Origin of the sequence: Micromonospora sp. NPDC048169 (assembly GCF_040652815.1) — a bacterium.
In the GTDB taxonomy this organism is placed as follows: Bacteria; Actinomycetota; Actinomycetes; order Mycobacteriales; family Micromonosporaceae; genus Micromonospora.
Map to the genome: position 1 here is coordinate 18,431 of NZ_JBEZMS010000052.1, position 13,651 is coordinate 32,081.

The window sequence follows — 13,651 nt, forward strand, 5'->3', positions numbered from 1 at the left end:
CACGCACGACTCGGGATCAGGCCACCGAGGCCGGGAACCGCTCCCAGACCCGGTGCGCCGCCATCAGCCGCTGCACCTCGGCGAGCACCTCGGCGCCGGAGCCGCCGGTGACCACGCCGGGCGTGCCGGTGACACCGGCCTGGTTCAGCACCTCTGCGCCCGCGCCCCAGGCGCCGATCACCTTGGCGTGCCGCCAGGCCTCCTCGACCAGCAGCAACACCCGCGGGTCGACGGTCAGGGAGCCCGAAGCGCCGGCCTTGGCGTCGCGGGCCGGCAGCGCGTCCGGCGCCGGGGCCGGTGCGCCGGCCAGCAGCACCGCGTCGAACTCGACCGAGCGGCCGGTGGCGAACGTGCGCTGCACCGGCAGCCCGTCGACGGTGCCGCCGTGCGCGGCGATCAGCAGCGGCACCATGCCGGCGGCGAACACCTCCCGGCGTACCTCGTGCACGTCGCCCAGGTCGGCCTGGGCGTCGACGACGATGCCGACCATCCGGCCGTCGGCCGGCCACTCCCGGCCCACCTGGGACAGCGCCGGGCTGGGCTGCACCTCCGCGAGCGGCACCGTGGGCTGCGGTACGGGCAGGCCCAGGCCGGTCGCGACCTGCTCGCACAGAACCGGGTCGACGTTTGCCAGGCACTGGAGCTGCCGCTCCTTGATCGCCTGGTGGTAGCACTTGCCCAGCTCGAACGTGTACGCCCGGATGATGTGCTCCTTCTCCACCGGCGACATGCTCTGCCAGAACAGGCGTACCTGGCTGTAGTGGTCGTCGAAGGAGGCCGGCGCGGCGCGTACCTTCGGCGCCTCGGCCACAGTCACCGGCGTGTCCACGAACGCGTGCTCGCGGTCGCCGGCCGGGAACGGGTTGCCGCCGTCGAGCGAGTTCGGCCGGTACGGCGCCACACCGGCGTGCACCGCGTGCTGGTGGAAGCCGTCACGCAGCATGTCGTTGACGTCGGCGTGCGGCCGGTTGATCGGGATCTGGGTGAAGTTCGGGCCGCCCAGGCGGGTGAGCTGCGTGTCCACGTACGAGAAGAGGCGGCCCTGCATCAGCGGGTCGTTCGTGACGTCGATGCCGGGCGGCAGGTGCCCGACGTGGAACGCCACCTGCTCGGTCTCGGCGAAGAAGTTGCGCGGCGTCTTGTTGAGGGTGAGGGTGCCGATCGCCTGTACCGGCGCCAGCTCCTCCGGCACGATCTTCGTCGGGTCGAGCAGGTCGATCCCGGCGAACGTCTCCTCCGGCGTGTCCGGGAAGACCTGGATGCCCAGCTCCCACTCGGGGAACGCGCCGGCCTCGATGGCGTCGTACAGGTCGCGGCGGTGGAAGTCCGGGTCCATGCCGCTGATCAGCTGGGCCTCCTCCCACTCCAGGGAGTGCACGCCCAGCTTCGGCTTCCAGTGGAACTTGACCAGCACCGTCGCGCCGGCCTCGTCGACCATGCGGAACGTGTGCACGCCGAAGCCCTCCATGGTCCGGTAGGACCGCGGGATGCCCCGGTCGGACATGTTCCAGATGGTGTGGTGCTGCGCCTCGGTGTGCAGCGAGACGAAGTCCCAGAACGTGTCGTGCGCGCTCTGCGCCTGCGGGATTTCCCGGTCCGGGTGCGGCTTGCCGGCGTGGATGACGTCCGGAAACTTGATCGCGTCCTGGATGAAGAACACCGGGATGTTGTTGCCGACCAGGTCGAACGTGCCCTCGTCGGTGTAGAACTTGGTGGCGAAGCCGCGGGTGTCGCGGACCGTGTCCGCCGAGCCGCGCGAACCCAGCACTGTGGAGAAGCGGACGAAGACCGGCGTCTCGCGGCCCTTCTTCAGGAACCCGGCGCGGGTGACCTTCTCGGCGGCGCCGTTGGCGACGAACGTGCCGTGCGCGCCCGCGCCCCGGGCGTGCACCACCCGCTCCGGGATCCGCTCGTGGTCGAAGTGGGTGATCTTCTCCCGCAGGTGGTGGTCCTGGAGCAGGACCGGACCGCGCGGACCGGCCTTGAGCGAGTGGTCGGTGTCCCGCAGCCGGGCCCCGTTGGCCGTGGTGAGGTACGCGCCCTGCTGCCCCTTGGCGATCTTCGGCACGCCGGTCTCGGCGCCGGTCGGGGTCCGGGTGTCCGGCGCGCCCTGCTCGGCCTTGGGCGGCAGCGGCCCGTGCGGGGTGGTCGGCTCCTCCAGCGGTGGTGGCGCGCTGCCGGGGGCGCCCGGCACGTCCGGAGTCAGCGCGTCGCCGACCTTCTCGACGGCGGCTTCGACGACACCCTTGACGATCTGGGCGGGCTTGCTGGATTCCATCAGGACCTGTCCTCCTACGGCTAAATGTCCAGGCCCCTTCCGCCGTACCCCAGGTCAGGGCGGGCAAACCGGAACAATCGCAGGATCGCTGGTCAGGGTAGGTGCGGCACGGCCACGGCGGTGAGCAGCAGCCCGCCGGAGGCCAGCCAGCGTCCGTCCAGCACCTCCAGCGGGGGCCCACCGTCGGCGCGGGTGCCGTCGACCAGGATCCGGACGGTGAACCGGCCGGACCGGTCGAACGTCAGCTCCGCCTCCTCGAACCCGAGCCAGCGCCCGGTCAGCGGATACCACGCCTTGTAGACCGACTCCTTGGCGCTGAACAGCAGCCGGTCCCAGTGCGTCGCCGGGTCGGCGGCGCGCAGCGCGGCCAGCCGCTCCGGCTCGCCCGCCGTGAGGACCGCGCCGGCCACCCCGTCGGGCAGCGGCTCGTGCGGTTCCGCGTCGATGCCCAGCCCGGCCAGCGCGCCGGACGGGGCCACCGCCGCCGCCCGGTAGCCGGAGCAGTGGGTGATGCTGCCCACCACCCCGGCCGGCCACACCGGCTCCCGCCGGGGACCGGGACGGATCGGCGCCGGGGCGTACCCCAGGCGGGCCAGCGCCTCCCGCGCGCAGCGGCGGGCCGTGACGAACTCCTGGCGGCGGCCGGACACCGCGCGCGCGATCAGGTCCTCCTCACCCGGGTACGGCGCCTCGCCCGGCACGTCGGTGAACGCCTCGACGGCCAGCGCCCCGGCCGGCAGCAACGCCTCGATCATCCGAGGATCCGCTTCATCGGCGCCGGCTCGCCACCGCGCCGCCGCCACTCACGTGGGTAGCCCAGCGACACCTCCTCGAACCGCACCCCGTCGTAGTGCGTGGTGCGCGGGATGTGCAGGTGGCCGTAGACCGCGACGGCGGCGCGGTGGCGCACGTGCCAGTCGGCGGTGCGGTCGGTGCCGCACCACTGGGCGAACTCGGGGAACCAGAGCACGTCGGTGGGCTGGCGTACCAGCGGCCAGTGGCTGACCAGCACGGTGGGCAGCGCCGGGTCGGTGGCCTCCAGCCGCCGCCGGGTCGCCTCCAGCCGCGCCCAGCACCAGGACTCCCGGTCCGGGTACGGGTCGGGGTGCAGCAGCATCTCGTCGGTGCACACCACGCCCGCGTCGTACGCCTTGCGCAGCGACTCCTCCTTGGTGCCGGTGCCGGGGGCGCGGAACGAGTAGTCGTAGAGCAGGAACAGCGGCGCCACGGTGACCGGCCCGTCCGCGCCCCGCCAGACCGGGTAGTCGTCCTCCGGGGTCAGCACGCCCAGCTCGCGACACATCGCCACGAGCGCGTCGTAGCGGGCCACGCCGCGCAACGTCACCGGGTCGTTCGGGTGGGTCCACAGCTCGTGGTTGCCCGGCGCCCACACCACAGTGGCGAACCGGTCGCGCAGCAGCCGCAGCGTCCGCTCGATGTCGGCGAAGACCTCGCCGACGTCGCCGGCCACGATCAGCCAGTCGTCCGCCGTCTCCGGCCGCAGGCCGTCCACCACCGCGCGGTTCTCCGCGTACGACACGTGGAGGTCACTGACCGCGTACAGCGCACCCGTCACCCGGCCGATCTTGCCAGTGGCGCCGCCGGATGACCAGGCTCGCCGGCCGAGGTGTCAGCCGACCTTCGCGGTCACCTCGTCGAGTGCGCGCAGCACCTCCCGGGTCACGCCCGGCTCGGCGGCGGAGTGCCCGGCGTCGGGCACGATCCGCAGTGTCGCCTCCGGCCAGCGCCGGGCCAGGTCGTACGCGGTGACCGGCGGGCAGCACAGGTCGTAGCGGCCATTGACGATCACGGCGGGCAGGTGCCGGATCCGGTCCACGCCGTCGAGCAACTGGCCCTCGGCGAGGAAGCCGCCGTGCACCGCGTAGTGCGACAGGATCCGGGCCACCGGCAGCGCCTGGTCGTCGGCGGTGAAGTGGGCGAGCAGCTCCGGGTCGGGCCGCAGCGACGAGTTGACCGCCTCCCACCGCCCCCAGGCCCGCGCGTACTCCCGGGCCCGCGTCTCGTCCGGGCCGTGCAACCGCCCGTGGTACGCGGCCAGCACGTCGCCGCGCTCGGCGGGCGGGATCGGCGCGACGAACCGCTGCCACTCCTCGGGCTGGAGGTGACGCAGCCCGCCCTGGTAGAACCAGTCGCGTTCGCTGCGCCGCAGCAGCAGCACGCCGCGCAGGACCAGGCCGGTCACCCGCTCCGGGTGCGTCTGGGCGTACGCCAGGCCGAGCGTGGTGCCCCACGACCCGCCGAACACCAGCCAGGAGCCGACGCCCAGCCGTTGCCGGATGATCTCCAGGTCGGCCACCAGGTGCCAGGTGGTGTTGGCGCGCACCTCGCCGTGCGGGGTGCTGCGGCCGGCGCCACGCTGGTCGAACAGCACGGCCCGGTGACGGGCGGGGTCGAAGAACCGGCGGGCCGCCGGCACCAGGCCGCCGCCGGGGCCACCGTGCAGGAACACCACGGGTACGCCGTCCGGCCGCCCGACCTCCTCCACGTACAGGACGTGGCCGTCACCGACCGGTATGCGGTGGGTGGCGTACGGCTCGACGGGTGGGTGCAGGCCGGTCATGCCCGGTCATTGTGCCCGTCGCGGGCGCCCCGGGTGGCCCCGGTCAGCAGGCGACGTTGCCGCCGAGGTTGTCCAGCAGCGCGTCGGCGACCCAGCCGGAGACGCCTGTGGTGACGTCGCGCAGGTAGGTCCACGTGTAGGTGGTGTGGCCGTTCGCGCTGACCCGGTCGCCGCTGGCGAAGCAGTGGAAGTCGACGGTGTGGCTGAGCTGGCCGTAACCCAGGGAGGCGCAGGTGGTGTGCGGGCCGGTCCGGATGTTGACGTTCGTGGCGTTGAAGAGCTGGCCGAACTTGCTGTCCACGTTGGAGTGCGAGTGGCTGCATCCGGCGCTCGCCGGTGCGGCCGTGCCGGCCACCGCGGCGCACGCCGAGGTGACGGTAAGGACGACGGCGGCACCGATGGAGGAGATTTTCCGCATACCCGTCAACTCCCGCAAAAGGATCTAGATGTACCGGCTGATCGATCCAAATATTTGCATAGAGCAAGGTCGATGAGCAAGGTGCGTGCCGCCGCGCCCATACCCGGACCGGCGGCACGCGTCGCTCAGGCGGTGGCCGGTACGCCGTTGTCCGTACCGCTGGTCTCCGCCTCGGACGCCCCGCGCGGAGCCGGCGTGCGGACCGCGAACGCGTCGAAGCTCGGGCCGTCCAGCCGCTCGACGAACGGCTCCACGACCGGCGGCTCCGACCGGTCCCGCTCGACCCCGTCCGGCTCGGCCCGCCCGTCCGAGGCCCGGGGCGCCGCCTCGGCCGGGACCGGGGCCGCCGGCCGCGCCGGCACCTGCGGGTACTCGGCGGTCTCGCCGCCGCCCGCCGCGGCGGCCATGACCGCCGCCGCGGCCAGATCGGCGACCCGCTTGGCCTCCCGCTGCACCCGGGCCCGGGTCTCCTTGGCGTGCTGCTCGGCCAGGTCCGCCGCGCGCCGCGCCTCGTCGAGCCGCTTGCTCTCCGCGCTCAGCTCCCGGCGTACGCCGACCAGCCGCTCCTCCAGCTCCCCGCCGGTGCGCTCGATGGCGGCGATCTCCCGGCGGGTGTCCTCCAACTGCCGGGAGGCCGTCTCCAGCTCCGCCTTGAGCTGGGTCAGCGACTCCTGACGCTGCTGGATGTCCCGCTGCACACCGGCGAGCTGCTCCTGGTGCGCCGCGGTCTCCTCGTCGGCCCGCTCGCGGACCTCGGTGGCGTACTGCTGCGCCTCGGCGACCAGCGCGGCGATGTCCTTCTCCGCGGCGGCGGCCCGGTCGGCCAGCTCCTGCTCGGCGGCGGCCCGCCGCTCGTCCAGCTCCTTGGCCATGGTGGCCTGCCACTGGGCCAGCTCCTGCTGGGCCTTGCTGCGGTTGGCCTGGACCTCCTGCTGGATCTGCGTCCGCGCGGCCTTCACCAGCGCCTCGGACGCCGACCGCGCCTGCTCGACCTGCTGGGCGCTCTGCTCGCTGATCCGCTTCGCCTCCTGCTGGGCCCGGTCGTGCACGGCCTGGCCCTCGACGCGCAGCTTCTCCGCCAGCTCCCGCACCGCGGTCAGCTCCGCCTGCGCGACGGTCCGCCGTTCCTCGTCCACCCGCTCCTGCTCGGCCCGGCGGGCGGCCAGCTCCTCGTCCAGCTCACGCCGCTCCCGGGCGGCCTGCTCCTGCGCCGCGACGAGCAGCTTCTCCGCCTGGCCCTGGACCTCCTCCGCGCGCCGGGTGGCCACCTCGGTGATCTGGCCGGCCTGCTTCTCCGCCAGGTCCAGGATCTGGTCCACCATCGGGCCCAGGTCGCGGAAGGACGCCCGGTCCACCGGCGCCGGACGGTCGCGCAGCTCCCCCGCCTCGGCCTGCGCCCGCTGCACCTGCGCGGTCAGGTCACGCACCTGCGCGTACGCCCGGTCCCGTGCGGCGGTCAGCGCGCTCACCTCGGCGTCGACCTGCTCGACGTACCGGTCCACCTGACGTTTGTCGTAGCCGCGCAACGCGGGATCGAATCGCGGTCGCGCGGACAGGTCGTCGTGGGGTGCGAACGGCTCGGCACCGTTTGACATGCGCCATCCTCCGTCGGTTCGCCAGCGCCAGGCCGGCGGATGACCGCCCCGCAGGGCACGATGAGGCGCTACGGTACCGCGTCCGCGCGCGGGGCTCGCCCCGCCCCGCCCCCTGCCCGCCGACCGGCGGCGCGGTCAGACCGGGAAGTGCGGGTTCCCCGCCGTCAGGCGGATGGTGAAGCCCTCCGCGTCCCTGTGGTACGTCACGTGGTCGCAACTCTGGTGGCTGATCCACAGCCCCAGCCCGCCGTCGGAACCGTCGCCGGCCGGCAACAGCCCGGCGTACGGGTCCTTGGGGCCGGTCCCTCGATCGTGGACGGTCACCACGATCCGGTCCGGCGCGCGCCACAGCCGCAGGCACACCGGCGGCTCGCCGTGGCGCAGCGCGTTGCTCACCACCTCGCTGACGGCGATGACCAGGCCGTCGAGACCGTCGGGCGGCAGCAGGCCACGGTCGGCCGCGCGCACCTCGGCGCGGGCGCGGGCCGGCGTCGGATCGGTCAGCTCGACCAGCGGCGCGCTCCGCTGCACCGGATCCGCCGGCGCCGGACGGAACTCGGTCAGGTAGCTCGTCGGCTCGGTGTAGAGACCGGCCGCCTCGTGCCCGCCGTCCGGCCGCGCCACCAGGGGATGGGTACGCGCCACATCGGCGAGCACGTGCGCGGGCGTGCTCCGGCGGTCGTAGGCGCAGATGCCCCAGAGCGGGAAGTCGTCGTAGGCGTGGTTGATCGCCGACTCGTAGCGGGCCCACCAGTCCCAGGTCGCGCCGAGCAGCACCGGAGGCAGCTCGCCGACCATCCGGATCTGCGCCGCCCCCGCCGCCACGTACGACGCGAGCAGTTCCCGGTAGGAGCGCAGCGCGACGCTGGGCCGGGCGTAGAGGTCGCCGACCGGCAGGAACGTGACCTCGGTGCCCGGCGGCAGCGCCCGGCGCACCAGCTCGGCGTTGCGCTCGTCCAGGTTCACCGCCGTCGGCTCGCCGGCCGCGATCCCGTCCAGCAGGAACGGCAGCGCCACCGTCAGCAGCTCCTCGTCGGAGTCGTAGACGAACGCCTCGTGGAAGTAGCCCACGTGGCCGGAGGCCGCGCCGCTCCTCATCGGACCACCTCCACCCGTACCTCGGACAGGCCGAGCAGGTCGGCCAGCCGCGCGGGGGCCCGGCTCGGCGTGCGCAGCACCGCTACGGCGTCGTGCCGGCGGGCGTGGTCGCGCAGGTGCAGCAGGCTGCGGTGGTCGACGAAGCGCAGGTCGGCGGCGTCGAAGACGACCCGGCCCGCCACCGGGCGCGGGTCGGCCCGCTCCAGCGCGGCGGCGAAGTCCACGTGGTTGGACGGGTCCAGCTCGCCGGCCAGCGCCACCGTCGAGTCCCCGCCGCCTGCGTGCAGCCGGAACAGCACGTCGGCGTTCGTCTGCGGGTGCAGACAGGCCAGCTCGGCGATCGCCGAGGCGCCCAGTTGCCGGCGGTCGTAGGCGCAGACCGCCGACATCGGCCGGTGCCGCATCCAGTGGTCGATCCGGTGCTCGTAGCGGGCGAAGGCGTCCCGCTGGGCGGGGGTGCGGACCAGGCTGGTCGCCTCGGCCAGCACCCGCAGGCCGGTGTGCCCGGCGGCCAGCGCCTCGTTGGTGGCCCGCACGTACGCCCGGACCTGCCGGTCGGGGTCGACGATCTCGTCGTGCCGGTACGCCTCGCCGACCGGGACCAGCCGCAGCGCGTCCCGCCGGCGCGCGGCCTCGACCCCCGGCACCGAGGCCAGCCAGCCGGTGACAGTGGCGCGATCCTCCGGCCAGACCACCCAGACCTGCTCACCGGCGGCCAGACCGGCGCTCACCTGCTCGACCGCCAGCGCGCGTAGCGCGGCCGGGTCGTCGTAGGCGAGGCAACCGTGGGTGTAGCCCGGGTACGACACGCCCCCGCTGGTCACCGACTCCGCCCCATGGGCCCAGTCTATGCCCAGCCCAGCGGGGGCCCGCGCCAGGTGTTGCCCGCTGGGCCGGGGCGGCGTCAGGGCAGGGGGTGGGAGATGTCGCGGGCGTGGTCGGCCACCGCCGCGCCGACCACCGTCGCGGTCAGCGGCAGCACCTCCAGGCACCGGCGCACCGCCGCGCCCATCAGCGGGTTCGGCACGCGCATGGACAGCGTGCAGTGCGGCACCCAGCGGCCCGGCCGGTAGTGCTCCACGACCTCGACGCCGGCCCGCGCCAGCCGCTCGTGCACGGCGGCGTGGTGCGCCAGCAGCTCGGCAGTCGGCGCCGGCCCGAGCCAGAGCACCCGCCCGACGAACTGCCCGGCGTGCTGGAACTCCAGCCGCAGCGGCGCGGCCACCACGGTTCCGGACAGCGCCTCGGCCACGCGGTGCGGGTCCAGGCGGGGCGCGACGGCCAGCGAGACGTGCGGTCGGTGCCGCTGCGCCAGCAGGGACCGCATGCTCGGCACCCCGTCGGACTCCAGCAGGTCCCACAGCACCCGGATGCGCCGGGTGGCGTCGGTGTCCAGATACAGCTCCAGCGCCGCGACCACGCGCTCACCCTAGATGCGGGGCCCGCGCCGAGGTTTGCCGGGCACGCTGGGCGGTACTGCCCGGGGGACGACAGCGAACGGCAGGGGAGTGAGGGACGCGTGGACGCGACGGACGTGCTGACCGAGGCGTACGGGCGGCTGCCCGATCTGGTCGCCGGGGCGCTCGACGGGCTCGACGCGGCCCAGCTGCGGCGGGCGCCGGCCGACGGGGCGAACCCGGTCGGCTGGCTGGTGTGGCACCTGACCCGGATCCAGGACGACCACGTCGCCGACGTGATGGGTGAGCCGCAGCTCTGGGCCACCGGCGACTGGGCGGCGCGGTGCGGCCTGCCGCCCGACCCGGCCGACACCGGCTACGGGCACGGCCCGGAGCAGATCGCCGCGGTACGCCCGGAGGACGGCGGCGTGCTGCTGGGCTACCACCGGGCAGTGGTGGACCGGAGCCTCGGATACCTGCGCGGGCTGCGCCCGGCCGACCTGGACCGGGTGGTCGACGAGAACTGGGATCCGCCAGTGACGCTCGGGGTGCGGCTGGTGAGCGTGCTCGACGACGATCTCCAGCACGTCGGTCAGGCCGCGTACGTGCGAGGGCTCATCCTGCGCTGAGCGCGGCGCTGTCCCGTCTCACCCGGTCCGGGTGAGTTCGCCTCACCCGGAGAGCGGGGAGGCTGCGGGACGGGCGGCGCCGGCCGCGACCACCGACGAGGAGGGCCCGATGAGCGTCTCGGTCGTGGAACACCTGACCCGGGGGACCGCCGGCCGGCACCCGGAGCTGCCCGAGACCACCTCCGGCACCATCCGCCTGGACCTGCGCGACGACGGCACCACCGAGCACTGGTACCTGACCGTCGACCGGCAGGACGTCCGGGTGGACCGCCTGGCCGAGGAGGCGGACCTGGTGGTCGGCGCGGACCGGGAGGTGTTCGACCAGCTCGCGGCGGGCCGCCTGCACCCGTTCGCCGCGATGCTGCGCAACGACCTCGTCGCGCGGGGCGAATTCAAGCTGCTGATGACGCTGCGCCGGATCTTCCCCGGCCCGCCGGACGCCCGGGATCCCGGCGCCGCGGACGGCGGGCGGACGGCGGTCCGATGAGGCAGGAGCTGGTCCACGTCCTCGCCGGTAACGCCTTCGCGTTGAGCGACGCGCAGGGTGACATGGAACGCGACCCGTGTGCCCCGATCGGCCTGTTCTCGTTCGACACCCGGTTCCTGTCCCACTGGGTGCTCACCGTCGACGGGGAACGGCTGCACGCGCTCTCCCGCGACGACCTGACCTACTTCGAGACCCGCTTCGTGCTGGTGCCCGGCGCGGCCAGCCACTACGTGGACGCCGACGTCTCGGTGATCCGGCACCGCTCGATCGACGAGGCGTACCACGAGAGCCTCACGGTGCTGAACCACTCGGCCGAACCCGCCGAGTACACGGTGCGGATGGAGATGGCGGCCGACTTCGCCGACACCTCCGAGATCCTGCGCCCCGGCCCGCGCCGCCCGACAGTCATCACCGACCCGGACGGGCGGCGACTGCGGATCCGGTACGAGCGCGGGCGGTTCGTCCGGGAGACGTGCGTCTCCAGCACCGCCCCGGCGGAGGTCGACCCGCGCGGGATGACCTTCCGGATCCGCGTCGAGCCGCAGGGGAAGTGGCACGTCGACCTGCACGTCGCCATGGTCATCCAGGGCGCCGGGGGGCGGGACCTGCGGGCCGGCATCGAGTCGCACCGGCAGCACGTCCGGCAGGACATGCGTGACGACCTCGGGCGGTGGCTGGACCGGGCGCCGCACCTGGTCGCCGACCGGCCCGCGCTCACCGCCGTGTACCGGCAGGCGCTGACCGATCTGGCCGCCCTGCGCTACATGCCGCTGGCCTACACCGAACGGGTGCCGGTCGGCGGGATGCCCTGGGCGATGACGCTGTACGGGCGCGACGCGCTGATCACCTGCCTGCAGACGCTTCCGTTCACGCCCGAACTCGCCCCCGGCACCCTGCACCTGCTGGCCATGTTGCAGGGTGGCCGGCTCGACGACCGGCACGAGGAGGAGCCCGGGAAGATCGTCGCCGAGTTGCGGTACGGCGAGGCGGCCGCGTTCGACGAGCAGCCCACCGCTGTCTACTACGGCGCCGCCGACACCACGCCGCTGTTCGTGATCCTGCTCGACGAGTACGAGCGCTGGACCGGTGACACCGACCTGGTGCACGAGCTGCGGCATCCGGCCCGGATGGCGCTGGACTGGCTGACCCGGTACGCCGACCAGTGCGGCGACGGCTACCTGCGTTACCGGCCGCGCAACACCGACAGCGGGGTCGCCAACCAGACCTGGCGCAACACGCCCTCAGCCGTCGTCGACCGGCACGGCGTGGAGCCGCCGTACCCGCGCGCCACATCTGAGCTCCAGGGGTACGCGTACGACGCGCGGATCCGGGGCGCGCGTCTGGCCCGGGAGTTCTGGGGCGACCCGGGCTACGCCGAGCGCCTGGAGGCCGACGCGGCGCGGCTGCGGGAGCGGTTCGATCGCGACTTCTGGCTGCCGCAGCGGGGCTACTACGCGCTGGCGCTGACCCCGGACGGCGAGCCGGTCGACGCGCTCACCTCACATCTGGGGCACCTGCTGTGGAGCGGCATCGTGGAGCCGGAGCGGGCCGACGCGGTGGCCGGGCACCTGTGCGGGCCGGACCTGTTCTCCGGCTGGGGCGTGCGCACCTACGCGCAGGGGCAGCGGCCGTACAACCCAGTCGGCGCGCACCTCGGCGCCGTCTGGCCCTGGGACAACGCGATGGTCGCGGCGGGCCTGCGGCGGTACGGCTACGACGAGGAGGCGGCCGACATCGCCGCGGGTGTGTTCGCGATCGCGGAGACGCTCGGCGGCTCGGTCCCGGAGGCGATCGCCGGCTATCCCCGTGCGGTGACCAAGTACCCGGTCCAGTTGCCGGAGGCCGGGCGGCCGCAGTCGTGGGCGTCGGGCGCGCTGCTGATGCTGTTGTCGACCATGCTGGGGTTGCGCCCGTGCGGGGAGAACCTGCTGGTGAACCCGGCCGTCCCGGCCGGTTTCGGGCGTATCGAGCTGCTCGACGTGCCGGGCCGCTGGGGGCGGGCCGACTCGTACGGCCGGGAACGCGGCGCGGGGCGGCGGATGCGCGCGGGCACGCCGGCCGCCTGACCGGCGTGCGCTCAGCCCGTGCCGCTGCTCTCCCGCTCGGTCACCGCCGGCGCCGGCTCCGCCGCTTCGGCACGGCCGGCCCGGGCGAGCAGCCGGTCCACGCCCACGAACAGCAGGCCCAGCAGCCAGAACGCCGCGGCGAACCCGGCCGCGCTGACCGCCACCCCGTCGTAGCCGAGCTCGCCCGCGTCGATGAACGGGTACGGGTAGCTGTCCACGATCAGGCCGCGTACCAGCGCGAACCCCAGGTACCCGACCGGGAACGCCAGCCACCAGGCGGCGTGCCGGGGGCGCAGCCGGCCGCGCCTGTCGAACAGCGCCCAGTCGGCGACCGCCAGCAGCGGCACCACCGTGTGCAGCAACTGGTTGCCCCACCACTCGCCCGGTTGCCGGTCCGGCTGGGTCATGGCGAACGGGCTGGCCGGATTCGCCAGCACCAGGTGGTAGACGGTGCCGGTGATGGTGATGTAGAGGGTCACCGCTGCCTTGAGGACACTCGGCGGCTCCGGCTGGTCGCGCAGCGCACGCCAGGCGGCGTACCCGGCGAGGAGGCCGGCCGCCACGTTGCTCTGGATGGTGAAGTACGGCAGCAGCCCGGTCACCGTGGCGGGGCCCAGGGCGGTGAGCACGACGCCGGCCAGCACGGCGAGCACCACTGCGAGGCGGAGGAGGATCGCCGGTAGGCGACGCCGGGGGGTCACCGGGGCAAGTTATCAGCCGGTACGCCGCCCGGGCCGGGTGCCGGCGGGCGGGCCGGCGTGCTCGGGGACGTCCATCCGCGGCGGCCCGCCGGACGGATGCCCCGCAGGCGCGGACCTGCCGCCGCCCCGTGTGCCGGCCCGGCCCGGCGGATCGTCGCCGGCGAGCAGCCCGGCGCAGTAGTCCGGCACGCGGTCGCGGCCCCCGGCGGCGGCGACGAGGTCGGTGAAGGCGGGCGCGGCCAGGGCGCGGCCCCGTTCCTTCTCGGCCAGGGCCCGGTACGCGACGCACAGGCCGGACGGTGCGGACGGCTGCGGGGTCCGGGGCGCCGGCGTGCCGGCCGGTGGGCCCGGACGGGCCGGCGGCGTGGGCGGCGCGGGCACGCCCGGCGGCACCGGCGGGC

13 protein-coding genes and 1 pseudogene are annotated in these 13,651 nt (G+C 74.4%); 3 read left to right on the forward strand and 11 right to left on the reverse strand.

The window, feature by feature from the left end; translation table 11 throughout:
- Positions 1-16: 16 nt before the first annotated feature.
- The 9 genes from AB0D28_RS27515 to AB0D28_RS27555 all read right to left on the reverse strand — a co-directional run bounded on the left by AB0D28_RS27515 (position 17) and on the right by AB0D28_RS27555 (position 9,390).
- Entirely contained in the window at positions 17-2,278 is a 2,262-nt protein-coding gene (locus AB0D28_RS27515; RefSeq protein ID WP_357390431.1) for a catalase, read from the reverse strand.
- A 92-nt stretch (positions 2,279-2,370) separates the two neighbouring features.
- Entirely contained in the window at positions 2,371-3,033 is a 663-nt protein-coding gene (locus AB0D28_RS27520; protein WP_357390433.1) for a 4'-phosphopantetheinyl transferase superfamily protein, read from the reverse strand.
- The gene (locus AB0D28_RS27525) at positions 3,030-3,854 is read right to left on the reverse strand and encodes a metallophosphoesterase (RefSeq protein WP_357390435.1); all 825 of its coding nucleotides are present in this window, start codon (positions 3,852-3,854) and stop codon (positions 3,030-3,032) included. Before AB0D28_RS27525 ends, AB0D28_RS27520 begins: the two co-directional genes overlap by 4 nt.
- 54 nt (positions 3,855-3,908) lie before the next feature.
- Positions 3,909-4,859 (reverse strand): prolyl aminopeptidase, encoded by a 951-nt coding sequence (pip, locus tag AB0D28_RS27530; protein ID WP_357390437.1) that lies wholly within the window; start codon positions 4,857-4,859, stop codon positions 3,909-3,911.
- A 43-nt stretch (positions 4,860-4,902) separates the two neighbouring features.
- Positions 4,903-5,277 (reverse strand): hypothetical protein, encoded by a 375-nt coding sequence (locus AB0D28_RS27535; protein WP_357390439.1) that lies wholly within the window; start codon positions 5,275-5,277, stop codon positions 4,903-4,905.
- Positions 5,278-5,402: 125 nt separating this feature from the next.
- Entirely contained in the window at positions 5,403-6,872 is a 1,470-nt protein-coding gene (locus tag AB0D28_RS27540; protein ID WP_357390441.1) for a hypothetical protein, read from the reverse strand.
- A 135-nt stretch (positions 6,873-7,007) separates the two neighbouring features.
- On the reverse strand, positions 7,008-7,970 hold the full coding sequence (locus AB0D28_RS27545; protein WP_357390443.1) for an anti-sigma factor RsbA family regulatory protein: 963 nt from the start codon (positions 7,968-7,970) through the stop codon (positions 7,008-7,010).
- Positions 7,967-8,794, reverse strand: coding sequence for an MEDS domain-containing protein (locus tag AB0D28_RS27550; protein WP_357390445.1), 828 nt, complete (start codon positions 8,792-8,794; stop codon positions 7,967-7,969). Before AB0D28_RS27550 ends, AB0D28_RS27545 begins: the two co-directional genes overlap by 4 nt.
- Positions 8,795-8,874: 80 nt before the next feature.
- On the reverse strand, positions 8,875-9,390 hold the full coding sequence (locus AB0D28_RS27555; RefSeq protein ID WP_357390447.1) for a 2'-5' RNA ligase family protein: 516 nt from the start codon (positions 9,388-9,390) through the stop codon (positions 8,875-8,877).
- Positions 9,391-9,489: 99 nt separating this feature from the next.
- Here AB0D28_RS27555 and AB0D28_RS27560 point away from each other — a divergent pair, with 99 nt between their 5' ends.
- The 3 genes from AB0D28_RS27560 (at position 9,490) to AB0D28_RS27570 (ending at position 12,549) form a co-directional block, all read left to right on the forward strand.
- Entirely contained in the window at positions 9,490-9,996 is a 507-nt protein-coding gene (locus AB0D28_RS27560) for a DinB family protein (RefSeq protein WP_357390449.1), read from the forward strand.
- 109 nt (positions 9,997-10,105) lie between these two features.
- Positions 10,106-10,483: an SCP2 sterol-binding domain-containing protein gene (locus AB0D28_RS27565; protein ID WP_357390451.1), complete on the forward strand. Its 378-nt coding sequence runs from the start codon at positions 10,106-10,108 to the stop codon at positions 10,481-10,483.
- Entirely contained in the window at positions 10,480-12,549 is a 2,070-nt protein-coding gene (locus AB0D28_RS27570; RefSeq protein ID WP_357390453.1) for a glycogen debranching N-terminal domain-containing protein, read from the forward strand. Before AB0D28_RS27565 ends, AB0D28_RS27570 begins: the two co-directional genes overlap by 4 nt.
- Before the next feature lie 11 nt (positions 12,550-12,560).
- Here AB0D28_RS27570 and AB0D28_RS27575 read toward each other — a convergent pair whose 3' ends face one another.
- Positions 12,561-13,250, reverse strand: coding sequence for a Pr6Pr family membrane protein (locus tag AB0D28_RS27575; RefSeq protein ID WP_357390455.1), 690 nt, complete (start codon positions 13,248-13,250; stop codon positions 12,561-12,563).
- A 12-nt stretch (positions 13,251-13,262) separates the two neighbouring features.
- Positions 13,263-13,651 (reverse strand): annotated as a pseudogene (locus tag AB0D28_RS27580) (hypothetical protein); the annotation flags it as partial.

Excerpts from the sequence above, each read along its gene's own strand:
- AB0D28_RS27515 (WP_357390431.1), bottom strand. The coding sequence starts at position 2,278 with ATGGAATCCAGCAAGCCCGCCCAGATCGTCAAGGGTGTCGTCGAAGCC.
- AB0D28_RS27520 (WP_357390433.1), bottom strand. The coding sequence starts at position 3,033 with ATGATCGAGGCGTTGCTGCCGGCCGGGGCGCTGGCCGTCGAGGCGTTC.
- pip (WP_357390437.1), bottom strand. The coding sequence starts at position 4,859 with ATGACCGGCCTGCACCCACCCGTCGAGCCGTACGCCACCCACCGCATA.
- AB0D28_RS27535 (WP_357390439.1), bottom strand. The coding sequence starts at position 5,277 with ATGCGGAAAATCTCCTCCATCGGTGCCGCCGTCGTCCTTACCGTCACC.
- AB0D28_RS27540 (WP_357390441.1), bottom strand. The coding sequence starts at position 6,872 with ATGTCAAACGGTGCCGAGCCGTTCGCACCCCACGACGACCTGTCCGCG.
- AB0D28_RS27545 (WP_357390443.1), bottom strand. The coding sequence starts at position 7,970 with ATGAGGAGCGGCGCGGCCTCCGGCCACGTGGGCTACTTCCACGAGGCG.
- AB0D28_RS27565 (WP_357390451.1), top strand. The coding sequence starts at position 10,106 with ATGAGCGTCTCGGTCGTGGAACACCTGACCCGGGGGACCGCCGGCCGG.
- AB0D28_RS27570 (WP_357390453.1), top strand. The coding sequence starts at position 10,480 with ATGAGGCAGGAGCTGGTCCACGTCCTCGCCGGTAACGCCTTCGCGTTG.